This window comes from Vibrio aerogenes (assembly GCF_024346755.1).
Lineage (GTDB): Bacteria > Pseudomonadota > Gammaproteobacteria > Enterobacterales > Vibrionaceae > Vibrio > Vibrio aerogenes.
Map to the genome: position 1 here is coordinate 827,416 of NZ_AP024862.1, position 26,137 is coordinate 853,552.

Sequence of the window (26,137 nt, forward strand, 5' to 3'; positions counted from 1 at the left end):
GGTAACGCCCTGAACACCATTCTGTTATTATTTCAAACCTTTAAAACTGCGGATGACATCCGATCTGCTGCAATGACATGACTATGACACAATCGATACATCGCGGTGAAATATTACATTTCCCCGCAACTACTTCTAATCCTGAACAAAACCATGAATACCTGCAAGATGGTATTTTAATCACTGAAAATGGCTTGATCACGGCCTTAGCCGATGCACAAACGTTCCTGAACAGCCTTTCAGAACAAGAACTTTCTCATGTTTTACCCGGAATGATTCACCATAAAGGGTTACTGATTCCCGGTATGATTGACAGCCATGTTCACTACCCTCAAATGGAAATGATCGCCAGCTATGGTACACAATTACTGGACTGGCTGAATGAATATACATTTCCGGCAGAAGCAAAATTCTGCAACAGTGAATACGCGGCGAAGCAGGCAAAGCAGTTTATTGAGCAGCTATTCGCACATGGCACGACAACAGCCAGTGTATTTGCAACCGTTCATCCCGAATCAGTGAATGCATTTTTCAGTGCCGCCGAGGCCTGTCAGGCCAGAATGATTTGCGGTAAAGTCATGATGGATCGCAACTGCCCTGATAATCTCAAAGACACTGCCGAATCAGGTTATGCTCAGACCAGACAACTCATTGAACAATGGCATAAGCAAGGGCGATCTTTATATGCCATTACACCTCGGTTTGCCCCGACCAGCTCGCCAGAACAGTTGAAAAAAGCCGGACAATTAGCCAAACAGCACCCGGATACATTTATCCAGACTCACCTCAGTGAAAACATTCAGGAAATTGAATGGGTCAAGTCATTATATCCGGAGTCTCCCGATTATCTGGGAGTGTATGAAAAATACGATTTGGTCCGGGAAAGAGCTTTATTTGGTCATTGTATTCACCTTGAATCCCGTGAATATCAGGTTTTAAAACGGGAACAGGCCGGAATTATTTTTTGCCCGACATCGAATTTATTCATAGGCAGCGGACTGTTCCCCTACTTCGATGTCAAAGATAAAAATATCCCGGTCGCAATTGCCAGTGATGTTGGCGCAGGGACAAGCCTGAGTCTGTTGACCAATCAGGCTGAAGCTTACAAGATTTTGCAACTGCAAAAGCAGAATCTGAATCCTCTTGAAGCACTTTATTTATGTACGCAGGGAGCTGCCGATACCATGCGTCTGTCTGATAAGATCGGCAACCTGAACCCCGGAACCGAGGCTGACTTTGTTGAGCTGGATTTCTCCGCTCTGCCAATGCTTTCACAGCGCACAAAACAAGCGAAATCTCTTACAGAAAAACTGTTCGCACTTATGATTCTCGGAGATGATCGCGTCATTCGCCGCACTTATGTTCATGGTCAATGTATTTATACCCGCGAATAACTGATGTCCTCCATCGCTGAAAATCACAAATATGATGAGGAAATATGATGAATTTTTATATCTCTGATACCGAAGTAGAGAAAATACTGGAAGAAGATATCTCCACGATAGATTTAACATCTTTAGCACTGTCACTCAAAGATGAGCCTGCATCCATCACTTTTCAGGCCAGACACCTGACGATGATCAGCGCCGTTGAAGAAGTTGTCACGATTCTGAAGAAGCTCAATCTGACTGTAACCAGCTTTAAGCCATCAGGTACTCTCATCCAACCGGGAGAGTCTTTTATTCAGGCACAAGGTATGTCTTCAGCGATTCAGATCGCATGGCGGACATGCAGTAAAACACTGGAATATTTTTCAGGCGTTGCCACAAGAACGCATCATATGGTCACAATGGCCCGGAAAATAAATCCGAAGGTGACCATCGCTACAACCCGGAAAAATATCCCCGGCACTAAAAAAATGGCAATTAAGTCCATTATATGTGGTGGCGCAATTCCACACAGATTAGGGCTTTCAGAGACTGTACTGGTTTTTGGAGAACACATGACGATGATGGGTGGGCTCGATACCTTTATCGAACGTTTACCCGAAATTAAGACCAGAATGATTGAGAAAAAAATTGGTGCCGAAGCGCATTCTTTTGAAGCAGGAATTCAACTTGTTCATGCAGGTATCGATTTTGTTCAGCTGGATAAATTTGATATTCAATCCACAGCAACATTTATAGAGAAAGCAAAACACATCAACAAGAATATAATTGTGATTGCAACCGGTAACATTAATATTGAAAATATTGAAGATTATACAAAAACCGGAGCTGATGTGATCAATACCTCATTTCCATATCATGGAAAGCCAGCAGATATTAAAGCTGAAATAAAATTATTGAAATAATTAATTTAATTTATTTAAACAATCTCTCATATTAGAATATAAGCTCTATATATCAACATGATTAATTGTGCTTATATTCTATTCAAAGAGGTATATCATTTCCCTATAAAACAAAATTAACACCATTTACAATCTATATAAAAACATTTCAAATCATTAGTATTAATAATTAATATCCTATATACTTTCCACAAAAATATGCATTAGAATGCACTTAAAAATGAAACTTATGTTTACCAAAAACAAAATGAACGTCATTCATAACTCATATTTATTGATATATATCACCCATTCAATGAGTCACTAAAAATAAAAATATAATTAATAATCAGGCATTATTTATTCGAAAAACATTCGATAATTATTTCTCTGGACATGTAAATTAATGCAATATAAATTATGACCATGGTTTTGAAACGATATTTCAATTTATGTTAAGTTTAAACATAAATAATAATCACATCAAATGAGATAGACGTATTTAACAAAACCTGTGTGATAAAAGTATAAGTAGTAAGGATGTAAATTGTTTCTATTATTCAATTTACCAGAAATATTTAACTATAAGTAGTATATCCCCCCAATCACTGAGGTCATGACTTCATCAACAGCAGGATATACGTGTCTGTAAAATACATCATAGAGAAATAAAAAAATGAAATTAAAAACAATCTATAAATCATCTCTGGGATTAGCCATCAGCGCTGTACTGGCTGGTGTTGTTGCTACACCTGCACTGGCAGGCTCTGTTGCAACAAATGCAGCACTTGAACGTGCAGATATCGGCTTTGCAACACAAAACGGAGGCACCACCGGCGGTGCGAAGGCCAGCAGTAAAAATATCTTTACTGTAAAAAATATCAGTCAGTTTAAGGCTGCATTAAAAGCCAATAAAGGTCAGCCACGTATTATTCAGGTTAAAGGCATCATCGATGTAAGTGGCGGTAAAGCTTACTCCAGCTTTAATGATCAGAAAAAACGTTCTCAGTTACAGATTCCATCAAATACAACAGTCATCGGTATCACCAGCAATTCAGGTTTCAAAAAAGGTTCTTTGATCATTAAAAATGCAAAAAATGTCATTGTCCGTAACCTGTATGTTGAATCTCCTGTTGATGTTGCACCTCATTTTGAAAAAGGTGATGGCTGGAATGCAGAATGGGATGGTATGAACATTATCAAATCAACGAATGTCTGGGTTGACCATATGACGTTTGATGATGGTTCATTTACTGACAATCAATATAAAACCAAAGATGGCTGGAAATATGTTCAGCATGATGGTGAGCTGGACATCAAACACGGTAGTGACTTCGTAACAGTTTCCTACTCTGTATTTAAAAACCACGACAAAACAATGTTGATCGGTCACAGTGCAAGTAACAGTAAAGAAGATGCAGGCCACCTGCGTGTGACACTGGCAGATAATATCTTCCACAAAATTGAACAGCGTACACCACGGGTCAGATTCGGTAAAATTCACTCATTCAATAACGTATTCAAAGGTGATGCCAAAGCAAGTGTTTACGCTTTTAAAGCCGGATACGGACTTGGCCAGAAAGGTTCAATTCGTTCAGAAAACAACGACTACCATATCAATAATCTAAAAGATATTTGTAAATTCGTTGATGTGAAGAAGAAAAACAGCACATTGGTTGACTCAAATTCACTGTATAACGGTAAAACAGTCAGTCTGTCCAAATGCGGTCCTTCAAGCAACGTAACATGGAGTGTTCCTTACAGCTATACACTTCATTATGCGAAAAGCATGGATAAATATCTGACTGCACACGCTGGCGCAGGGCATTTATCTCTGTAATCCGGCTCATCGGTCATCAAGACAAATATTCCGGGGATTCCCTGCTCCGGAATATTTTTTCCGTATTTCTTCCCCGCCAGGTTTATCTTTTTTATTCTCCTTTCCCGGATCATGCTAAACTTCCCAGATATGACCCTGCTAAAAAAAGGAATAAACAATGAAAAGAGTCGCTGTTATTTTAAGTGGATGTGGCGTATTTGATGGCGCTGAAATTCACGAAAGTATTCTCTCCCTGCTTTCAGTAGAACGTCATGGTGGCAGTTGGCACTGCTTTGCACCGGATATTGATCAGCTTCATGTCATCGACCACAGAACCGGAGAGGTCACAGAAGAAACAAGAAACGTACTCACCGAAGCCGCACGGATTGCCAGAGGAGAGATCGAAGATCTGGCGACTTTGAATCCTGAAAAATATGACGCTTTACTGGTTCCCGGCGGATTTGGTGCAGCAAAAAATTTAACTGACTTTGCCGTAAACGGTGCTCAGTGCAGTATCAATACACACGTCGCATCGGCTTGCCGGGCCTTTGCTCATGCCGGGAAACCAGCAGGTTATTTATGTATAGCCCCAACCATCATTCCGATGATTTATGAGAAAGGTGTGAAAGGAACGATAGGGCATGACACAGACACCGCTGCTGCATTTAATCAAATGGGCGGTGAGCATATTGACTGTGATGTCGATGATATTGTCTACGACGAGCGTTACCACGTGTTGTCCACACCAGCTTACATGCTGGCAGGTAATATTTCCGAAGCTGCCGAAGGAATCGACAAACTGATCAGGAAGTTAATCTCTATTGCCTGACCCTTTTTTTCTCTGATATTTTTTCATTTCTCATCTGACCCCGGAACAACCTGAACCGGGGTTAAATTTTGCCACATCCTGAGGTTTTTGGGTTATATGTAAATTATTATTTACATAACGACCTGAAATGTCTGATTCATCCCAAGCTTTACATCCAGAATATATTCAACTAATTTCAATCCTACACCAACATATGAAACTCGTTTTATATGTTGGCTATACCCTCATTCAACAATTGATATTTGGAGATATTATGTTGAAATTAAACAGTATGCTATCTACAGCACTTTGTACAGCCGCTGCGCTCACATCTCTTCAGGCTTTTGCGATAGATAAGTCTGCGATTGCTGAACAGATCGCGTCTCAGTTACAAGAATCAGCCAATTTAAATAACGATATTCAAAATATTGAGCGATCTCATACGCCTGTTCTTGTCAATGCCTTCTTAAATTCTGAACACAAACTCTCTGCAGATGATATTGGTGAAAACACAGAAATGTGGTTGTATTTACCAAAAGACCGGGCTTTAAGTGATGACTTATCTGATTTAGTTGTTTCTTATCCACCTGCCGGTGATGAAAAAAGCTGGACAGAAGCAGAAGGCTATGCGCTCGATGGCGATAAAGTTCAGCTGGATGTCAATCATGCACCGGATATACCTGTGGTTGTGATTGATGATCATGGCTATTACGCAATGAAAGATAAGGTCAATCACCTGAACAAAATGCTGAAGAAAAGTGGTTTACAGAAAGACATGCCATTACCTTCCGTCACAACAGCAGCCGCAACCGGATTTGAGTCATCTAAAATCACCAAAATAAAATTTGCTGACACAAAAGAGAGCTGGCTCAAAGGCGCAGCTGAAATGTATGCCCTGGTCACCGGTGTTTTGTCAAAGAATGACCCGCAGATTGTTGCCGTAGAAATGCCCTATCTCGATTACAATGAAACCACTTATTATCCGGATCAAATCTTCATTAACTGGTCTATCTACGATTATGCAGCTGTCGATATGTTGTTCTACGAACATGATAACGATACGAACTATAAACAGATCGTACAGGCGCTGGTCACAGCAGTGGGTGCTGCGGGTTCTCTTGCAGGCTGGCCACCGGCAAGTGCAATCGCAGAAATCACTAACCGTGTTATCGCAGCGATGCCTGATTCATGGTACACCGATCAGGATGACTTCGCTGACTCCTGCTACACCATGCTAAAAGGTAAAACTTATAAAGATAAAATTTGCGCCAGCCAAAATGTAAAATTTGATATGGAACCATTCTATGTCGATGCAAATTAGTCTTTAAATTTATTTCATAATCTTATCCAGATAGTTCATGATTCAGGCGCAGTCACAAGGCTGCGCCTCATCACACAGAGGCGTTGATGCTGCCCTCCTGTAGTAAAAAATATGAATTATTCTCAGAATCAATGTCGTTCCGGCAAGCGCTTACACAATAGGTGAGAGATTAATTCCATTAATCCTGACCATCTCCTCTCCATTTGAGCAGAATAAAAAAACGTAAAATTTAAAATTTCAGAATATAAATCCAATCAACATGCCACACCATATGCTTATAGATTAATATCTTTCGCATTCTTCCTATTTTTCATCAAATGCTTTACAGAAAAAAATTCATCATGATATGGTTTGGGCAATATATGAACAATGAGTCATATATTATTCAACTATTTGGAGAAATCATGAAATTAAAAAATACTATATCCGTCGCATTATGTACTGCGGCTTCTTTTGCATCCGTGAGTGCTTTCGCAGTCGATAAGGATGTTATCGCAGAACAGTTGGCATCTCAGTTACATGCTTCAGCAAACTTAAATCAGCAAATACAACAGATTGAAAGATCACATACACCGGTTCTGGTAAACACATTTTTATCGTCTCAAAACGTTCTCTCAACTCAGTCTATCGGGACAACCACTGAAATGTGGCTTTATCTGCCTAATGACCGTGCTTTGGGTGATGATATGTCTGATCTGGTTGTCGCTTATCCGCCATCAGGTGATGAAGACTCATGGACTGACATCGAAGGTTACACGCTCAGTGGTGAAAAAGTGTCACTGGATGTTGATCAGGAACCCAGTGTTCCGGTGCTTGTCGTTGATGACAACGGCTATTACGCCATGAAAGACAGTGTTAATAAACTGAATACACTGTTACAAAAAAATGGCTTGCAGAAAAAAGCATCACTGGACTCTCTGTTAAGCACTCAGGCAAGTGCTGCCGCAGGTTTTGATTCAACCAAACTGACAAAAGTCAGAGCAAAAGATGTCCATGAAAACTGGATCAAAGGCCCTGCTGAAGCTTACAGCCTGGTCACTGGTGTTCTGACAGGCAACGAACCACAAGTCATCGCTGTTGAAATGCCTTACCTTGACTATGGTAAAACAGACTATTACCCAAATCAGATTGTCATCAACTGGTCAAAATATAACTATCGCGCTGTTGATATGCTGATGTACGAGCATGACTCAGGTACTAATTATAAAGAGCTTGTCAAAGTTCTGGTGACTGCAGTTGGCGCAGCAGGCTCTCTTGCTGGCTGGGCGCCTTCAGCCGCCGTGGCAGAAATTACCAACCGTGTCATTACTGCAATGCCTGACTCTGTATTTACCGACGATGATGACTTCATCGATGCTTGTTACACGCTTGAGCGTGGCAAAACTTATAATGACTTCCACTGTTCATCAAATAATGCGGTTATCAGCATGGAACCTTTCTTCGTTGAAGCGAATTAAATCGCTTTATCACGAACCGGCGGCTGACACAGCCGCCTTTTTTATTTATGGTATAAAAAATCCGGCCAGTGAATGACTGGCCGGATTGAATCGATTGTTTCAGCAGGTCATTTTACTCTTCTGCTGAGTTAACAATGGCCTGGATGACTTCAGGCTGTAATTGTGCGCCACTATTACGGTCAAAGATTGCAAATCCTTTATCACCCGTCACACCGTTATCCCAGTATACAGGAACCATCTGATGCTCAAGTGCAGACTGAGTGATGTATTTGTCCCAGTACACACGGTATTTTTTATGGTCATCGACACTGAGACGGGAGATAGCACCGTACTCACCCATAATGACACCCACACCTTTGGCAACAAACTTATCGTTCATTTTCTGGAACTGTGTATCAACATAAGATTCATTTGCCCATGTTTCTGTTTTGCTGCTGTCAGTTGCGTCTTTACCCCATTGAGTGATATTGCTGTTTTCGTTCAGCGTAAAGTTATATGGGTCATAATAGTGAACTTCCATCAACAAATGATCAGTCACTGTGTCTGTTGGGATAGTCGCAAAATTAACCGCGTGATCGATATTGGTATTAAAGCCCTGAACGACAAGGAAACGGTCTGCGTTTTTACCGCCAGTTGCACGAACCGTATCAACAAAAGTCTGGTTAAAACTGTTCTGAACCGTATAGTACTCTTCTTTCGGTGTACTATAGTCACCATCAACCATCACTTCATTTGTTCCTGCAAACAGCAAACGGTGATCATAATCTTTAAAGTGTGTTGCAATTTGTTTCCACATCACTGCCAGACGATTATTCACATACTCTTGTTTCTCATAAGTTGGCTGCATCCAGCCGCCATCCCAGTGAATATTCAGAAGAACATATAAGTCATCTTTCAGTGCATAGTTAACAACCTCTTCCACACGCGTCATCCATTCATCTTTAATTGTGAATGTCGACTCGTCAGAAAATTTACTCCATGCAACAGGTAAACGGACTGTTTTGAAACCAGCAGCTTTGACAGCATCAAATAATTTTTGAGTCAGTTTTGGATTTCCCCAGGCAGTTTCCCCACCAATGGCATCCAGCGTATTACCCGCATTCCAGCCAACACCCATCAGCTCAGTCAAAGCAACAGCATCTGACGCTTTTCCGGATGTTGAATCATCACCACCGGTTGTCGAACCATCATCACCGCCCGTTGTACCACCATTATCACCACCGGTTGAAGTCCCGTCATCGCCTGTCGACGTGCCGTCATCTCCACCTGTCGTTGTACCATCATCAGTACTGCCGGTGTCTTCGGTCAAACAGCGGGTTATCGCAGCTGCCGAGTTTTCCCCATCACCCTGAAAACCAAATTCAACAGATTTACCTGGCTCAATGGTGCCGTTCCAGCCCATATCACTGATCGTATATGGGTTCGTTCCAGACAATTTAGCACTCCAGATACTGGTGATTGTGGTATCACCTGTATAAGATAACTCCAAATCCCAGCCGTTGATCGCTGTATCTGTGTCATTCGTAATTGTCACTGCACTGACAAATCCGGCTCCCCAATCACTTTTCACCGTGTAATCACACTGAACTGCCAGTGCCTGAGATGAAAATAATGCAGCTGCCAGCATAAGCCCGCCGGACTTAAGCGGAAACAAACATCTTTTTATCTTATTCGCGAACATAACCTTTCCTTTCATATAAATTTAGCCAACGAACGGACATCCGCCCGGAAGTGCAGATGGAAATGTCAAATCCCGATCTGTTTTCCCTGCAGATATCATCAGACAATAAGCGCCTTTTCTCCCGGCAATTCTCTTGCATACAAGTACACACTTCATTGTTTTGATAAACAATCAGGCTGTCAGATTGCACCATGTTTTTCAACAAGCTGATTGTCAAAAAACAAAGTATATTCAGTATGTTAAACAATATGACGCACTGTATCTGTGCACAGGAGAAAAACGCTTATTGCTGAATTTATTTCGCATTAAGCCACTGGGAGATGCAAATTATGATTGTCAAAGTCTGACGGCGATGCAAAAAATTGCATAAAATGGAATTAAATTAAACATAATTCATATGAATTTTATGATCTAAAATTATAATTAGCGGAATATATACATTTGGCATTATTCGCATAATCATTAACTATATAAATAAAAGACCCCTGAATAAATTCAGAGGCCTGATGATTTAGTGGCGTAAAATTGTTTTAACTTTTAAGTCCGTGTAAAAACTCAGCACGAGTCGCCGGGTTTGTTTTGAACAAGCCACCCAGTGCTGTTGTTGTTGTCTCACTGGTTGCATCCATCACACCGCGGGATTTAACACAATAGTGCGTGGCATCCATCGTCACCGCAACATCATCCGACTCAAGTAAAGTCTGTAAAGCGACCAGAATTTGTTGTGTCATCCGCTCCTGAACCTGAGGTCGTTGAGCAAAAAAACGAACAATCCGGTTGATTTTGGACAGCCCGATAATCTTTCCGCGTGGGATATAAGCTACCGCAGCTTTCCCGTCAATAGTCACTAAATGATGTTCACAGGTACTGGTCACGGTAATATCTTTTACCCGGACCATTTCACTGACATTCATTTTATTTTCAATCACAGTGATCTTAGGGAAATTATGGTAATCCAGCCCGGAAAACACCTCATCCACATACATTTTGGCGATACGATGCGGTGTTTCTTCAAGACTGTCATCCGTCAGGTCCAGCCCCAGTAAATGAAGAATCTCGCGCATATGGTATTCAATTTTATCTTTTTTCTCACTCCGGCCCACAGTATTCGGACACATAGGAGTTTCAAGTCCACGACTCTCAAGTGCATTTTTAACGAGCAGCGCTGCCTCGCTCAGACCTGACATTACATTACCTCTCTGTTACCTCTATCCTTCCCGGATGGCTGACAAGAATACTCGCAATTTGTCATAATTACATCCACATTTTACGACCGGGCATTATCGTGCAACGCAATTCATGGTAAAGTGCCGGCTGAAATATCAACATTAAAACAGGATTTTCAGATATGGGGTGTTGTGATACCAACGGTATGCTTCCTGTCGAAGATGCCATTCAGCTCATGCTGAGCTCAGTTTCTCCCGTCAACCGCATTCAAACCTTGCCTCTTCAGGCTGCACTGGGATTTGTTCTTTCCGACTCTGTTTATTCTCCCTGTGATGTACCGCCATTTAATAACTCTGCGATGGATGGTTATGCTGTCCGGCGCAGTGACTTAGACATATCGGATACACTATCACTATGTGGTAAAGCCTATGCCGGAAGACCCTATGAAGGTCACTGGCCTTCAGGCACATGTATCCGGATTATGACCGGAGCACCGGTGCCGGAAGCGTGCGATGCCGTCATCATGCAGGAAAAAACAGAAGTCATTGGCGATAAAATCAGATTTCTGACCACTCAGGTAAAACCTCAGGCCAACATTCGTCCAAAGGGAGACGACATGCAGGCCGGACAGGAAATTTTTCCGGCCGGAACAAAACTGACAGTGCGCCACTTACCGGTTCTGGCGTCTCTGGGAATCTGTGAAGTCAGGGTCTTTGAAAAACCCAAAGTCGCCTTCTTCTCCACGGGTGATGAATTATGTCCGCCGGGACATCCCTTAAAAGCAGGTCAGATCTATGACAGCAATCGTTACGCAATCCGCCCGATGCTGGAACGCTTTGGCTGCGAAGCGATTGATTTGGGTATCATGCCGGATGATCCTGAGCAGTTAACCGCAACCTTTCAACAAGCACAGTCAGAAGCTGACGTTGTCATTACTTCCGGTGGCGTGAGTGTTGGAGAAGCGGATTATACCAAGCTGGTTCTCAAATCACTGGGAGAAATCAATTTCTGGAAAATTGCGATGAAGCCCGGCAAGCCTTTTGCGTTTGGTCAATTAGAGAATGCACTATTCTGCGGTCTGCCCGGCAATCCGGTTTCAGCGGTCAATACCCTGCATGCACTGGTGCGCCCGATGCTGGCCAAACTTTCCGGCTGGAGCCAGTGGCAGGCAGAACCACAATTACCGGCAATCACAAAGTCCCGTCTGAAAAAAACGCCGGGCAGAACGGATTATCAGCGGGGAATTTATACGATTGAGGACGGCCAGGTCTGTGTCGGGAATGCAGGCAACCAGAGTTCAGGTGCTTTTAAGGCCATGAGTGTCGCCAACTGTTTTATCATTCTCGAACGGGAACGGGCAAGCGTTGAACCCGGAGAAACCGTTCAGATTCAGCCTTTTGATACCAGCTTATATTATTGAGCACGATTTGCCGGAAGGAAAAAGGAACCCATGAAAAAACAGAAAACCCCGGAGCAGGACATCGCTGAACTTTCAGATGAAGAGATTCTCCGGTATAACCGACACATCAGCCTGAAAGGCTTCGACTTTTCCGGACAGGAATCACTGAAAAGCAGCCGCGTTTTGATCATTGGTGCCGGCGGTCTTGGATGTGCTTCCAGCCAATACCTCGCATGTGCCGGAATTGGTGTAATCACGCTGGTCGATGACGATCAGGTTGAATTATCCAATCTACAGCGTCAGGTATTGCATACTGACAATGACATTGGCCGGCTGAAAGTTGAATCGGCTAAAGCCTCACTTCAACAGTTAAACCCGCATATCGATATCAGGACAGTGGCGCAACGTTTATCCAGCGGGGAACTATCTGAGCTGATTCAGAGACATGATGCCGTCATTGATGCCAGTGATAATCTGGATACCCGGAATCAAATTAATCAACAATGCTACCGCCATCAAACGCCCCTGATTTCAGGGGCAGCAATCCGGATGGAAGGATTTCTCAGTGTCTTCACTTATCATGATGATGAACCGTGTTATCAATGTTTCAGTCATCTCTTTGGTGCCCACGCCCCAACTTGTGCCGAGAATGGCGTGCTCTCTCCCGTGGTTGGTATCATCGGCAGTATGCAGGCGCTCGAAGTCATTAAGGTGCTGACAAATTACGGGCAGCCACTCCGGCAAAAAGTATTATTGTTCGATGCATTTAAAATGAGCTGGCGGGAAATGAAACTACCGCAAAACCCGGCATGCCCGGTATGTGCTCAGCAATAAATTCAGAACGATTCGAATCGAATTCCTGATTATCAACTTATTCAAGAGGAAATTGAAAATGTCCCCGATTGTTTCCTGCTCATGGCTGTATCAAAACCGGTTTGACCCGCGCCTCGTTATTCTGGATGCCAGCATTGAATTCCAGATTCCAGCCGCACCGGAAAAAGATACAACCAACGTTATCGCAGGTGCCAGACGCTTTGATTACGATCATGTGTTTTGTGACCCGGATAATCCCCTGCCCCACATGATGCCTGATGAAGTGCGATTCAACCAACAGGCCAAAGCACTCGGGCTCAATCAGGACTCCCTGATTGTCGTCTACGATAACTGTGGCACATTCGCATCTCCGCGAGCATGGTGGATGCTCAAAGCAATGGGACATCAGGAAGTTTATGTACTGAATGGCGGACTGACAGAATGGAAAAAACAGAATATGCCGCTCTCTCAAACTTATGAAGCGCCAGCAGCACCCGGAAATTTTTCCGGCCGGTTAGACCAGACATATTTCGTGAATACGGACTATGTGCTGCAACAAATCAGTGATCAATCCAGCCAGACACTTGACGCGCGCAGCTTTGAACGTTTCGCCGGACAAATCCCGGAACCCCGGGAAGGACTACGAAGCGGACATATTCCCGGTGCCACAAACTTTCCTTTCGTTCAGGTCATGGATCAACACTGTTTCAAATCAGCTGAGTCACTGAAACCTGTTGTTTCCTCTGTCTTGTCAGACCACGCCAGTGAATATATTTTTAGTTGTGGTTCCGGCGTCACGGCCTGCATCATCCTGCTGGCAGCATATATTTGCGGATATGACAGGCTGAGCGTATATGATGGCTCATGGACCGAATGGGGCCAAAGCCAGCACCCACTGGAAACCGCATAACCAAAATCAACGGGCACTGACGACCGACATCTGCTCATCCAGATTCAGAACCGTCAGTGCATTCGAAACACTGGTTGCAATCACATCCACCGCACCTGTCCTTAATGCTCCCAGCAATGCCAGTGGCTTACTGTTCTCAGCCGCAATCGCAATGACTTCAGCAATCGGCCTGAATTCATCAATACTCAGCCCGATAATCCGGTCACTCATCATTGTCTGTGCGATCTTTCCCTGAACATCAAAAAAATCATAACCGGCAAAATCTCCGACCACACCTTGCTGCAAGCGGGACTGAACAACTTCTTCAGGTGTAAACCACCCCAGATCAACCATATAACTGTGCTCGCTCATGTCACCAACACCCACCAGTGCCACATCAGCTTTCCGGGCCAGATCCAATGTCTGCTTAACGGTTTCATTTTCCATGAAAACCAGTTTCTGAGCACGGTTCTCTGCATAAGCCGGTGCATACAACGTCTCTGATGTTCCGCCATATTTTTTCGCCATTTGCCGACAAATATGATCGGCATTAAACATCCCGCCTCTCGGGTGAATACCACCAATACTACAAACAAATTTGACATCTCTTTCAGGAATCACTCCCACATGATGCGCCACAGCGGAGACATTCCGTCCCTGACCGACAGCAACCACCTGACCATTTTTCAAACTTCCTGACAAATAGCGGGACACCAGTCCGGCCACCTGATCCCGTTGTTTCTCTTCATTCGGTTCATCGAGAGCAATCAACGCACGCCGGATACCGAAACGGTCAATCAACCGCTGTTCAACTTTGGCACTAAACACCGGGTGATACTTGACGGTAATCTCAACGATACCTTCATCCCTGGCCTGTTTGAGCATACGCCCAACCTTTGCCCGTGAGACAGAAAACTTTCGGGAGATTTCTTCCTGTGTCGCCCCATCCTGATAGTAAGCGACCGAAATTTCAGTCAGCAAATCAGAATCTTCAACTGAGATATGTTTTGAGTTCATCAGGCACCCATTCAATTTTTCGTCAATACTTGACGTTGCATCATAAAGCATTTGCAGCGACAACTAAACATTTGCTCACAATCAAAACAAATGTTCAATGTCCTTCTTGCCCTGTTTCTTCCGGAAAGATGCATATTTTTTACTCGCCTTTGGTGTTTTTTGGCATTGGTTTACAAGGAATCATACAATTAGCGACATCACCTAAAATAATTCATTCTTATCGATTGACATTACCGAAAGTTCAGATAAATATGGACTTATCATTTACTCACATATTGAACAAATGTTCAGAGTACACAGCAGACCGGATAAAAACATAAATACCGGTGCTCCGGACAGCCTGACCGATCCAAAAGAGGATGACAGAACATGAGCAACAAATTAGATCAACTCCGTCAATACACAACTGTAGTCGCTGATACCGGCGAAATAGACGCCATCAAAAAATACCAGCCTCAAGATGCAACAACAAACCCATCACTGATTTTGAAAGCCGCTCAGTTGCCTGAATATGCCCCTTTTATTCAGCAGGCCATCACCTATGCTCAATCTCAGAGCAACGAGAAATCTCAGCAGCTGGAAGATACCTGCGACATGCTGGCTGTGACGATTGGTAAAGAAATACTGAAAACTATTCCTGGCCGTATTTCTACTGAGGTAGATGCGCGTCTGTCTTTCGATACTGAAAAAACAATTGAAAAAGCACGGAAACTCATCCGCCTCTACAATGAAGCAGGGATTCAGAACGATCGGATTCTGATCAAGATTGCATCAACCTGGGAAGGGATTCGTGCGGCTGAAGTCCTCGAGAAAGAAGGGATTAACTGTAACCTGACACTGTTGTTCTCATTTGCACAGGCACGAGCCTGTGCTGAAGCCGGCGCTTATCTGATTTCGCCGTTTGTTGGCCGGATTATGGACTGGTACAAAGCAAAAGAAGGCCGTGACTTTGCAGCAGATGAAGATCCGGGTGTATTGTCAGTCACTAAGATTTACAACTATTACAAAACCTATGGTTACAGCACCGTCGTCATGGGCGCCAGCTTCCGTAATACAGGAGAAATTCTGGAACTTGCCGGGTGTGACCGTTTAACAATCAGTCCGCAGCTATTACAGGCACTGGAAGAAGCTGAAGGAACGGTTGAGAAAAAACTACGCCCTGCAACTGAAACCCAGCCAGCACCTGCAGCAATGACACACGCTGAATTTTTGTGGGAGCACAATCAGGATGCAATGGCCGTGGAAAAACTGGCTGAAGGGATTCGCAACTTCGCCATTGATCAGGGCAAACTGGAAACCATGATCAAAGAACAACTATAAAAACCGGACTAAGAGGACGCACAGCGTCCTCTTCTGCTTTATTCAGTCACGTTATCATTCAATAACCGTGATTCAATCACTCTGACTCAATTTTTATCTGGACTTATTATGGAACGTAAATATCTTGCTAATGCAATTCGTGCACTGAGCATGGATGGTGTTCAACAGGCTAATTCCGGCCACCCTGGTGCCCCAATGGGGATGGCGGATATTGCAGAAGTGCTCTGGCGCTCTCACCTCAATCATAACCCGCAAAACCCCGACTGGGCTGACCGTGACCGGTTTGTTTTATCCAATGGTCATGGCTCTATGCTGATTTATTCATTGCTGCATCTGACGGGGTATGATCTGCCAATTGAAGAGCTGAAAAACTTCCGTCAGCTTCACTCAAAAACACCGGGTCACCCGGAATATGGTTACACCGCGGGTGTTGAAACCACCACAGGTCCGCTGGGTCAGGGCATTACCAATGCGGTTGGGATGGCACTGGCTGAAAAAGCACTGGCTGCGCAGTTTAACCGTGAAAACCACGACATTGTTGACCACTACACCTACGCTTTCTTAGGTGATGGCTGTCTGATGGAAGGGATTTCTCATGAAGCCTGCTCGCTGGCGGGAACCCTTGGACTGGGCAAACTGATCGCATTCTGGGATGACAATGGCATTTCGATTGATGGTCATGTCGAAGGCTGGTTCAGCGACGATACACCCAAACGGTTTGAAGCCTACGGCTGGCATGTCATCCCGGCGGTTGACGGCCACGATCCGGAAGCGATTGATGCCGCAATTCAGGCCGCAAAAGCGGAAACAGGGCGCCCAACCCTGATCTGTGCGAAAACAATTATTGGCTTCGGCTCGCCGAATAAATCCGGCTCTCATGATTGTCATGGTGCACCGCTGGGTCATGATGAAGTCGCAGCAGCCCGTGAATTCCTTGGCTGGGAACATGGTCCTTTTGATATTCCTGCCGATGTGTATGAAGCATGGGATGCGAAAGCAAGCGGCGCAGCCAAAGAATCAGCCTGGCAGGAAAAACTGGCCGCTTATGAAGCAGCACATCCGGAGCTGGCGGCCGAATTCAAGCGCCGGGTCAGCGGTGAACTGCCTGCAGCATGGGAAGAGAAAGCCAGCGCAATCATTGCAGATTTGCAGGCGAACCCAGCGAATATCGCTTCACGTAAAGCGTCTCAGAATGCCCTGGAAGCCTTGGGCAAACTGCTGCCTGAATTGATGGGCGGCTCAGCGGATTTGGCACCATCAAATCTGACCATGTGGTCTGGTTCGAAATCACTGACGGCTGACGATGCATCCGGGAACTACATTCATTACGGTGTGCGTGAATTTGGCATGACGGCAATCATCAACGGGATTGCGCTGCATGGTGGTTTCATTCCTTATGGCGCCACTTTCCTGATGTTTATGGAATACGCCCGCAATGCGATGCGGATGGCTGCACTGATGAAAGTGCAAAACATTCAGGTTTATACCCATGACTCGATTGGTCTGGGTGAAGATGGCCCGACGCACCAGCCGGTTGAACAAATCGCTTCGCTGCGTTTAACACCGAATATGAGTACATGGCGTCCGTGTGATCAGGTGGAATCTGCGATGGCATGGAAACTGGCGATTGAGCGTCAGGACGGTCCGACGTCACTGATTTTCTCGCGTCAGAATCTGGCTCAGCAAGCGCGGACAGCGGCACAGGTGGCTGATATCGCCAAAGGGGGTTATATCCTGAAAGACTGTGCGGGGACACCGGAACTGATCCTGATTGCGACTGGCTCTGAAGTGGAACTGGCAGTTCAGGCTGCGGCTGTATTAACAGAAGAAGGCAAGCAGGTGCGTGTGGTTTCTATGCCGGCCACTGACGTGTTCGACAAACAGGATGCAGCGTATCGTGAATCCGTTCTGCCTTCGGCAGTGACAGCCCGTGTAGCAATTGAAGCAGGTATTGCGGACTACTGGTATAAGTATACCGGCCTGAACGGTCAGGTGATTGGTATGCACAGCTTCGGTGAATCAGCGCCGGCTGGCGAGCTGTTCAAGCTGTTTGGCTTTACGGTTGACAATGTGGTTGAGGTGGCGAAGTCGGTGTTGCGCGCCTGATTTCGAATATTTTCTCACGTTTTCCCAACTAAAATGTTTTCCCTACTCAAACGCCAGCTCAAATTGCTGGCGTTTTTCTTGATCAAAATTTATCCCGGAAGGTCTGCTAAGAAGGCAAAATGAAAAACAGCTCAACCCGACGGTTACACGCTTTCCCCTGACGGGTTTGGTTTGAACATGCAGGAACCACGGCCCCATAACCCCGCGTATAAATTGAATCCACAAACACCCGGCCACTCACCAGCAAAGCTTTTACTGAATCAGCCCTTTTCTTCGACAACTGTTCGTTCAGCCGGGTGCTGCCCATATCATCCGTATGACCGTCAATCACAACTTCTAAATCACGGGAGGCTTCTGTCTCAAGATAACGACGAATTTTGCCTAACCACATTCTGGAACTCACAGAGACTCTGCTGGACCCTGTTTCAAACTTAATCGTTCTCTTGACACGGATAATCAGATACTTGCCCGGCAACACTTCATAATCAATACCGTTTGCGCTCAAAAACTCTTCCAGCTGCAAATAGCTTTGTGTCTGCATACGACGCTGCATTGTCGTCGTCCGGGAAGAAGCATTCCCAACCTGTGTTGCCTCCGATGCATCAGATGCACGTCCCCAATCCGGGTATCTGACATCCCGGTCTGTTTTTGGTGCGGTATTCAATAAATTATCATCAAATAATCGTTCAGTTGATACTAACGTCCCGCATCCTGAAAGAAATAAAGTTAAAAGAAGACATGTTATATACTTCATTATTCTGCCACTTGTTCACCTGATATCATCCAAGTTATCGGCTAACTTACGGAAACTTTAAGATTATCGCTTATTCATTAGACTATTGTAGACAGTATCGCATCAGAAATATTGCCAATCCTGTTAATATTCTGTCCAATATCCCATATCCGGGTATATCCAAACAAACACAGCGCCCTTCCCCTCATCCGGCGCCGTAACAACTAATTGACTGAGGAACCATTCATGGAGAATAACTATATTTTTGCCGTATTGCTGTTTATCTTTGCCGGCATTCTGTTTTATACCAATCACCGACGGCATAAAATCGCTAAAGAGCATATTGAGGAAGGCTCAGAATTCCTGGAAAAAAATGCCAAAGAAGAGGGAGTGATAACCACCAAGAGCGGTTTGCAGTATCTGATCCTTGAAGAAGGCACCGGTGAAAATCATCCGACACTGTCGAACAAAGTCAAAGTGCATTACGAAGGCAAGCTGATCAATGGTGAAGTTTTTAACAGCTCTTATACACGAAACCAGCCAATCGATTTTGGGGTGAAACAGGTTATTTCCGGTTGGCAGGAAGGATTGCAATTGATGGTAGTGGGACAGAAGGCCCGTTTTTATATCCCTTACAAACTCGCTTATGGACTGCGTAAGGTTGGCAAAATACCACCAGGCTCTTGCCTTATTTTTGAAATCAAACTTCTTGAAATTCATTAAGTTTATCACGCTCATCCGAAGAGGCGGTCACTGCCAAAAGACTTATCACCGCCCCTGAGAAAAAGAAGTGACATCAGAGAAGTGAAAGACCTGCCGGAAAGCAGGTCTTTTCGCCGGAAACCGGCAGGATTGTCAGCGATTCGTGTAAAAATCTGGATCAACGTAAATATTTACCATCCGTACCAATTTTTCCCGGACCGTCCAGCACATAAATCCCGGCACTGTCACTTTTCACGGTAAAACTCAGCGTCCCATTCGTCACCGTAATTGCATGTCCTGTTACCGCATCAGTATAAGTGCCATTACGAACATCATTCACGGTGATAGTTTGCTCTCCGGCATTTGCCAGACCGATCACCGCATAGCTCTGTCCATGATTATAATCCCGGACATAACTCATGCCGCTGCCCCATTCACTGACCTGAGTCGTCGGTGCTTTTTGCAGAGCAGGAATCGCATGACGAATCTGGTTCAGACGCTGAATGTGCTGGTATAAAGGGTGACTTTGAGTCTGCTGAATATTATCAAGATAATCCCCGTAATAAGCCCGGCCTGTCATATCCAGCGTATCATTATTTCCGGAAATATCCTGAGGCTTACCGCCCTGAAACATCACTTCTTCCCCGTAATACAATGTCGGGATGCCCCGGATTGTCCACATGAAGTTATAAGCCACGGCGGCGTTACCTTCTTCTCCCCCGTAACGATATTTAAAATCATTGTCCGGGCCAACGTCATGATTTTGGAAGAAGGTGACCAGTTTGGTCGCATCACCGTAGACCCAGTCCCAGCCGAGTATACTGCCTAACCCACCAAAACTGCCTTTGGTCAGGTTGTCACGAAATGTAGAAAACAGTGGAAAATCCAGTACAGATAAACCAGAGTCACCTCCGCCAGACGGATTCGATGGGTCAGACGTCGTTCTGGTATACCACCATGGCCGAATGACTGCTGAAGCATTGTCATTGCCTAGTTCAGAACCAAATCCGGCACCTTTTACCAAATCTTCACCAAAAACAAATAATCCGGGCTTGTAAGCTTTCCAGTCATTGACATATTCAAGCACCTCATTGCGTTCAATATGCTTGAGTGTATCCAGACGGATCGCATCAATTCCCATATCGAGGTACTTGTGAATCGCACCGTTGATATAGTCTTTCACATTCTGGTTTTCAGTTGCCAAATCAATACAGTCACCCGCCATATGTTTGTTATGCAGTGATTCCGGATTTTCCCAGTCACCACCAGACATAAAACCATCCTGATGATACCACTTTGGATCCAGATTCTGCGCATCAATACCAAAGAAACGATTTGGGTTATATCCGGCCTTGGGTACCGTTTCCCCTGTTACCGGATCAACCAAGGGCTTGATACCTTCCGGATCAGAGGCATGACGCTCTTTAAACCAGTCGGGCGCAACACTGTTATCATTATCATCCCGGTTCGCTGACTGATAATCTCCCAGATTGCCGAAGTATGGGTCATTGCTGATACTGCCCTGCTCGCTTCCTGCCGGGACATAGTATTTCACCGGCAGATGATTAATCCAGACCTGATCCCGTAATCCATACTGACTGGAATGATTAATCACCACGTCCTGAATCACCTTCAAACCCTTTTCATGCGCGGCATTGATAAAATCCTGATAAGTCACATTATCTGACTCCAGCCGGGGATCAACACGATAGAAGTCATAAGCATGATAGCCGTGATAATCCAAACCTGAACGGTTTTCTACCGGTGGCGTTATCCAGATGGCTGTAAAGCCAAGGTCTTTGATATAATCCAGATGGTTAATCAACCCCTTAAAATCTCCCCGCCACTGCGGATCACCGATTTTAATCCGGTCCCGGTTGTAGTAATTATTACTGCTGTCACCGTCATAAAAACGGGCTGTCAGCAGAAAATAAATCGTTTCTTCACGGAAGTCACCGGATACCGGCACTGAACCAATGTAATAACTGAAACTTTGCTGCTGCTGATTACCGCTGGCATCGACGGCCAGTGTTTTAATGACCAGATCTGCACTGTTACCATTATCATTGGCAGCCAGTGTCTCTCCCTGATATTTTGCAGACTGGGTTGTTGGTACGGAACCATCCGTTGTGTAATACAATATGGGGGCATCATCCTGATCATCGGAGACAGATAAGGTGACAGACTGACTGTCAGTATAGTTTCCGGCAGCAGGGCTTGCTGTCACAATCGGGGCCTGTGTATCCTCACCATGACTACCTTCTTTGACAGCGGTTACTTTATTGGTCTGGGTATCGATGCAGATGTGATAAGTCGTATTTGCCTCGACCCGGTAATCTTCTGATGGATAAGATGTTTTCCAATCACCATAGCGATCAATCTTAAAGCGGGGGTCATCACTGCCAAATGGCTGATCCAGACAATAATTCACACCATCTGAAGTCAACATTGCTGTCGTCTGCCATTGATTGGGGGTGCCACGGAAAAACCATTCATTCTCGCTGGTATCATCCTGACACTGACTGACTGATTCTACATCAATCGAATGTGTATCAGCAGAAAACGTAATCAGATAACTCTGATTTGCATCGACCTGATAATCACTCGCCGGATAGCTTTCATTCCAGTCACCATTTTTATCAATCTTGAATCTGGGGCCGCCATTGTTATCACCTGCCGTAAATTTCTGACAAGTCTGATATTGTGTATTGCTCACCCCGGTCAGTGCTGTCGCCCCCCACTCATTGGGAGTGCCACGAAAAAACCATTCAGCCTGAGTCACGGTACTGATTGCAGTCAGTCCGAGCAGAGTCAGAGGTAAAATTTTCATAAAATTATCCTTTCGCCAAAGCTGGCCTGACATTTCATCGTTTACCTCCGGCAACCAACCTCAGCTCAGCCCAGCTATTTCTCATAACGTTGATTTCTCATAAAGTTGTTTTCATTTGTCCGGTAAGTTATGCCGCGGACAGCTCAAGCATATAACGCCATCTCTTAAAAAAAATGCCGGATTTCAATCAAATAGCCAAATTGGGACAAGTGAAACGTATTGCGTTAAATCAGGCAGAATACAAAGGGTGACCAATGAATTATTTTGTAGGGATAGCAGAAAAGTTCAGACAGAAAGCCCGTGAAGATCATTTAACGTAAGATTGTGAGCAGGCCTGTCTTCAGTTTAACAACTTAAACCACATCTGATCAGACCAGTCACGCTGTCCTTTGTCAGAGGAATTCGGTTATATTAACAACAGAAACAATACTACACCTGGTATTTGTTATACAGATATCAGAATCTGTGCCTATATTTTAAGCTGATGTAACCAGAGGTGGATTCATATGAATAACGATGCAAGCAGTATTATTCAGTTTATGACCGTCAATGACAAGAGGCGCCTCTCGGCCATTCAAATTGCCATTGTTTGTCTGATCACTTGTGTACTGAGTCTCATCTCCTCTCATTTGCTGGTTATCTATTTAGATAAACCGTCGCTGGATAATTATTTAGATGAACGGTTTAAACTCTCCAGGCGCATCATCTTTCAGGTTGAACGAAGTTTCAAACGGATAGAAAAAAGTGAAGCAATGCCCTGTCAGGAAGCAGACCTTGCCCAATTCCGCTCATTGATCAAAGACTACATTTACATCAGCGATATTGGCAGAATAGCAGGTCATCAGGTTCAATGCAGTATTTTAGAAACTCAACCATTTTCCCTTGACCGCACAAATCGTTCCGGGAATTTCGGCCACCAGACATATAGCTTAAATTTTGAACGTCATTTGCAGGTCAGGCACAGCGATCTGGCATTTGTGAATCACGACATCATCGTATTTATTGATAAAGCTTACACCGCAGATATTGAGCTCAGCGCAATGAAAAAAGATGGTATTGGTACAATTATTCACAATGAAGATAAGGAAAATATTTACAGAATTTTTGGTGATATTAATAATACGATTGCCAAAAAGGCACTGGCTCACAAATCATCCTGGATTGATTACTTTCCACATGGTCATGCAATGATTACTGAAACCCGGTGTAGTTCATTATTCCATATCTGTACCACGGTGGTAGACACACAAACAGGCCTTTTCAGTATGACCAAAACGGCTGTCGTTATGTCGCTGACAATCGGTCTGTTTGCCGGATTACTGATTTGTTATATTGGCTGGCTCAGTAAAACCGGACTCAATGGTTTTGTCAGACAACTCAGAACCGCTATCAACAAGAAGCACATTTCGGTTGTATACCAGCCGCAATATAAACTGAGCGATCATTCGGTAGTTGGCATTGAAGTTCTGGCAAGGTGGCGCAGTAAATTCTACGGTTATGTACCCCCGGATATTTTTATCCAGTTATGCGAAATGAACCATTTGATAGATGACTTAACCAAAGTCGTCATAGAAAAATCATTTGCAGAGCTTTCTGAATTACTGGAACAGAATACAGCCTTAACCGCCTCAGTAAACGTCGCATCGTCATCGCTGATGAATCCTGAACTCAGACAATATCTGGATCAGGAAATAGCCAAATACAAATTTAATCCTTGTCAGATAATGCTTGAGATTACAGAAAGAACATCAGGCAAGCCGGAACCCATGATGGAAGCGATTAAGCACCTGAAAGAAAGTGGCTACAGAATATCCATTGATGATTTCGGAACCGGCATGTCCAATTTATCCGGAATAAGCTTGCTCAACCCGGATGAAGTGAAAGTTGATAAAATGTTTACTCTGTCTATTTCAACCAACTCTATCGCCAATAACGTCCTGGAAAATATTATCGACTTTCTCTCCGGACTGGATGTCAAAAAAGTATTCGAAGGTGTGGAAACAGAATCCCAGTGTAAATTCCTGACCCATAAAATTCCCGGCGCCTACGGCCAGGGCTATTATTTCAGTAAACCTGTTTCAATCGAACAATTAAGACATCTTACTGTTTGTCATCCGCCGAACGTAAAGCACAATGAATCCATTGCACAACAATAAACCAGCAACCGGGATAATCATCAGATACATCGTTTTTTCCATAATCTGATACCTGTCGATGTAACTGCCATAGCCCACAACCCACTTCCATGGTTTCAGCAACATAATACCGTTAATTTTGACCTGTAACTCGTCAGTCACCGGATTCAAATTAAGCCGGGTTTCAAAAAATAAGTCATGCGATTCAAGTTGGTTCAAGTGCCGGAGATATGAATTCTGAAATTGCCCAACAACACTGTCTCTGGGATGAACTCTGGCAATTGCATTATGATCATTCGCCCAAAAATACAAATCTCCGGAATGAAAACCTTCAAGATAGTTGATAATTTTTTGCTCAGCAATTTTTCGGGCTTCAGGACTGCCCTGATCAGATTGATGGATAATCAACTCGGCGTGATGATGCACCATATCAAGAATATTGCCGATTTCACCTTTTTTGGATTCAATATAGATCTTGTGTACCTGTTCCTCGGTGAAGTAATACAAGGCAACAACAAACACCAACTGAAATATGAACCATAAAAACAGAAACTGATGACTTTTATGAATTGACATTATCCGCCTGCACATTGACCCGAATTAATTAATTTATAGTATACATTTCAGAAGGATACATAGATTTAAAGAACGGATATGAATAAAGTGTGATTTATCCCACCTTAATATGACAGATCAGTCAATTAACATATACTTAATCAATCTTATAACTGCTAAGCCATTAAAATGGAAGTTTTTTGCTATTTTTTAACAAAATAAATACAACAGCTCAGAATTTACACGCCCTCCTGATAAGGTGCTTTTACACTGCTGACAGTAAAAATTTTCACGACCAATCCGGAGGACCAGTAATCTTCATCCCACCCTGCTTTAAATTTCAGCTGGCGGACAAAATCCTTTGGCTCTGGCAGATGTGACCAGACCTGCGGTAAAAATACGGCCTGCCGGGGACATCCGGATAAGAATTCAGCCATGATCAAACCGGGTCTTTCGTTTTCAGGATAAGACTGCAAATGCTCAAGCAGAGCCTGCTCAGTCTCAACCCTGACAATTTCCGGTGGATTCAGCACAGAGACTTCAATCGTCAAACCCTCAAGCAGATCTTCGGTCAATGGCATGAAGCGGCGATCCTGTAAAGCACTCGCATAAGCTTTTTCATAGACATCCAGCACCAATGGCTCCCTGGGAGCCACAGAACCGATACATCCCTGCAATACACCATTGACTTCGAGCGTCACAAAACAAGCACCGCGACGAATCAGATGATCATCATATTGAGACAGCTCCGGTGGCTGCATGCGACCGCTGTTGAATATGCTGTGAATTGCGTCACGGGCAACGCCTAACAACATTAATAGTTCCTGATGACTAGGCTTCAGAAATGAGGTAGCTGACATACCCGACCACTCTTTGTTTATCTCCGGTTGTATCTGATGAATTCCGCAATGCGATTCGCCTGTATTCACTAATAGCGGCACGATTGTAAATTGCTTTAGTCGACATTGTAGCAATGGGCGCTGAACTTCGAAACTGTGCCGGTATGAATGTTTCACAAAAAACACGGTATAATTTGGGCTGATTACCGTCTTTCACTATCAGTGACAAAACCAATAAGTTATAGTGCGTCAGATTTTAAATCCAGCCACGTAT

Annotated in this window: 20 protein-coding genes; 13 read left to right on the forward strand and 7 right to left on the reverse strand. The window is 44.1% G+C overall.

The features are described from left to right. The first annotated feature begins 77 nt into the window (after positions 1 to 77). From guaD to OCV29_RS21285, 6 genes are all read left to right on the forward strand, one after another. Positions 78 to 1,394: a guanine deaminase gene (guaD, locus tag OCV29_RS21260; RefSeq protein WP_073604504.1), complete on the forward strand. Its 1,317-nt coding sequence runs from the start codon at positions 78 to 80 to the stop codon at positions 1,392 to 1,394. 44 nt (positions 1,395 to 1,438) lie between these two features. Next, positions 1,439 to 2,293 (forward strand): ModD protein, encoded by an 855-nt coding sequence (modD, locus tag OCV29_RS21265; RefSeq protein WP_084193383.1) that lies wholly within the window; start codon positions 1,439 to 1,441, stop codon positions 2,291 to 2,293. Positions 2,294 to 2,948: 655 nt separating this feature from the next. After that, positions 2,949 to 4,112 (forward strand): pectate lyase family protein, encoded by a 1,164-nt coding sequence (locus tag OCV29_RS21270; RefSeq protein WP_073604502.1) that lies wholly within the window; start codon positions 2,949 to 2,951, stop codon positions 4,110 to 4,112. A 157-nt stretch (positions 4,113 to 4,269) separates the two neighbouring features. Further along, positions 4,270 to 4,920, forward strand: a complete 651-nt coding sequence (gene elbB, locus OCV29_RS21275; RefSeq protein WP_073604501.1) for an isoprenoid biosynthesis glyoxalase ElbB — start codon at positions 4,270 to 4,272, stop codon at positions 4,918 to 4,920. A gap of 253 nt (positions 4,921 to 5,173) precedes the next feature. Further along, positions 5,174 to 6,220 carry a DUF3103 family protein gene (locus OCV29_RS21280; protein ID WP_175561559.1) on the forward strand — a complete coding sequence of 349 codons (1,047 nt, stop codon included), beginning with the start codon at positions 5,174 to 5,176 and terminating at the stop codon, positions 6,218 to 6,220. Positions 6,221 to 6,624: 404 nt separating this feature from the next. Then, complete coding sequence (locus OCV29_RS21285) at positions 6,625 to 7,677, forward strand: DUF3103 family protein (protein ID WP_175561558.1); 1,053 nt, start codon at positions 6,625 to 6,627, stop codon at positions 7,675 to 7,677. A gap of 112 nt (positions 7,678 to 7,789) precedes the next feature. On the opposite strand, the gene OCV29_RS21290 is transcribed toward OCV29_RS21285, so the two are convergent. After that, entirely contained in the window at positions 7,790 to 9,358 is a 1,569-nt protein-coding gene (locus OCV29_RS21290) for a cellulase family glycosylhydrolase (RefSeq protein WP_073604498.1), read from the reverse strand. 530 nt (positions 9,359 to 9,888) lie between these two features. Then, positions 9,889 to 10,545 carry a GTP cyclohydrolase I FolE gene (gene folE, locus OCV29_RS21295; RefSeq protein WP_073604496.1) on the reverse strand — a complete coding sequence of 219 codons (657 nt, stop codon included), beginning with the start codon at positions 10,543 to 10,545 and terminating at the stop codon, positions 9,889 to 9,891. 161 nt (positions 10,546 to 10,706) lie between these two features. Here folE and moeA point away from each other — a divergent pair, with 161 nt between their 5' ends. Genes moeA through OCV29_RS21310 form a run of 3 tightly spaced genes read left to right on the forward strand, consistent with a single transcriptional unit; the run spans position 10,707 to position 13,647 of the window. After that, positions 10,707 to 11,945 (forward strand): molybdopterin molybdotransferase MoeA, encoded by a 1,239-nt coding sequence (moeA, locus tag OCV29_RS21300; protein WP_073604495.1) that lies wholly within the window; start codon positions 10,707 to 10,709, stop codon positions 11,943 to 11,945. Between the two features lie 30 nt (positions 11,946 to 11,975). Continuing rightward, positions 11,976 to 12,758 carry a molybdopterin-synthase adenylyltransferase MoeB gene (moeB, locus tag OCV29_RS21305; protein ID WP_073604494.1) on the forward strand — a complete coding sequence of 261 codons (783 nt, stop codon included), beginning with the start codon at positions 11,976 to 11,978 and terminating at the stop codon, positions 12,756 to 12,758. 58 nt (positions 12,759 to 12,816) lie between these two features. Then, positions 12,817 to 13,647, forward strand: coding sequence for a sulfurtransferase (locus OCV29_RS21310; protein WP_073604493.1), 831 nt, complete (start codon positions 12,817 to 12,819; stop codon positions 13,645 to 13,647). A 6-nt stretch (positions 13,648 to 13,653) separates the two neighbouring features. On the opposite strand, the gene OCV29_RS21315 is transcribed toward OCV29_RS21310, so the two are convergent. Further along, complete coding sequence (locus tag OCV29_RS21315) at positions 13,654 to 14,643, reverse strand: sugar-binding transcriptional regulator (protein ID WP_073604568.1); 990 nt, start codon at positions 14,641 to 14,643, stop codon at positions 13,654 to 13,656. A gap of 369 nt (positions 14,644 to 15,012) precedes the next feature. On the opposite strand from OCV29_RS21315, the gene tal reads away from it, so the two are divergent. Continuing rightward, positions 15,013 to 15,963, forward strand: coding sequence for a transaldolase (tal, locus tag OCV29_RS21320; RefSeq protein WP_073604492.1), 951 nt, complete (start codon positions 15,013 to 15,015; stop codon positions 15,961 to 15,963). Between the two features lie 108 nt (positions 15,964 to 16,071). Further along, a complete protein-coding gene (gene tkt / locus OCV29_RS21325) occupies positions 16,072 to 18,069 on the forward strand; it encodes a transketolase (RefSeq protein ID WP_073604491.1) in 1,998 nt (665 codons plus the stop codon). A 106-nt stretch (positions 18,070 to 18,175) separates the two neighbouring features. Here tkt and OCV29_RS21330 read toward each other — a convergent pair whose 3' ends face one another. Next, positions 18,176 to 18,823, reverse strand: a complete 648-nt coding sequence (locus OCV29_RS21330) for an OmpA family protein (protein WP_073604490.1) — start codon at positions 18,821 to 18,823, stop codon at positions 18,176 to 18,178. Positions 18,824 to 19,048: 225 nt separating this feature from the next. On the opposite strand from OCV29_RS21330, the gene OCV29_RS21335 reads away from it, so the two are divergent. Then, the gene (locus tag OCV29_RS21335) at positions 19,049 to 19,525 is read left to right on the forward strand and encodes an FKBP-type peptidyl-prolyl cis-trans isomerase (RefSeq protein WP_073604489.1); all 477 of its coding nucleotides are present in this window, start codon (positions 19,049 to 19,051) and stop codon (positions 19,523 to 19,525) included. 157 nt (positions 19,526 to 19,682) lie between these two features. Here the strand turns inward: OCV29_RS21335 and OCV29_RS21340 are convergent, their stop codons facing one another. Continuing rightward, entirely contained in the window at positions 19,683 to 22,334 is a 2,652-nt protein-coding gene (locus OCV29_RS21340; protein WP_084193380.1) for an alpha-amylase family glycosyl hydrolase, read from the reverse strand. 506 nt (positions 22,335 to 22,840) lie between these two features. On the opposite strand from OCV29_RS21340, the gene OCV29_RS21345 reads away from it, so the two are divergent. Then, positions 22,841 to 24,490 carry an EAL domain-containing protein gene (locus tag OCV29_RS21345; RefSeq protein ID WP_073604488.1) on the forward strand — a complete coding sequence of 550 codons (1,650 nt, stop codon included), beginning with the start codon at positions 22,841 to 22,843 and terminating at the stop codon, positions 24,488 to 24,490. On the opposite strand, the gene OCV29_RS21350 is transcribed toward OCV29_RS21345, so the two are convergent. Both OCV29_RS21350 and amrA read right to left on the reverse strand, forming a co-directional pair. Then, on the reverse strand, positions 24,425 to 25,045 hold the full coding sequence (locus tag OCV29_RS21350) for a cache domain-containing protein (protein ID WP_073604487.1): 621 nt from the start codon (positions 25,043 to 25,045) through the stop codon (positions 24,425 to 24,427). The two genes, OCV29_RS21345 and OCV29_RS21350, sit on opposite strands and share 66 nt — an antisense overlap. 218 nt (positions 25,046 to 25,263) lie before the next feature. Continuing rightward, positions 25,264 to 25,884 carry an AmmeMemoRadiSam system protein A gene (amrA, locus tag OCV29_RS21355; protein WP_073604486.1) on the reverse strand — a complete coding sequence of 207 codons (621 nt, stop codon included), beginning with the start codon at positions 25,882 to 25,884 and terminating at the stop codon, positions 25,264 to 25,266. Positions 25,885 to 26,137: the final 253 nt, after the last annotated feature.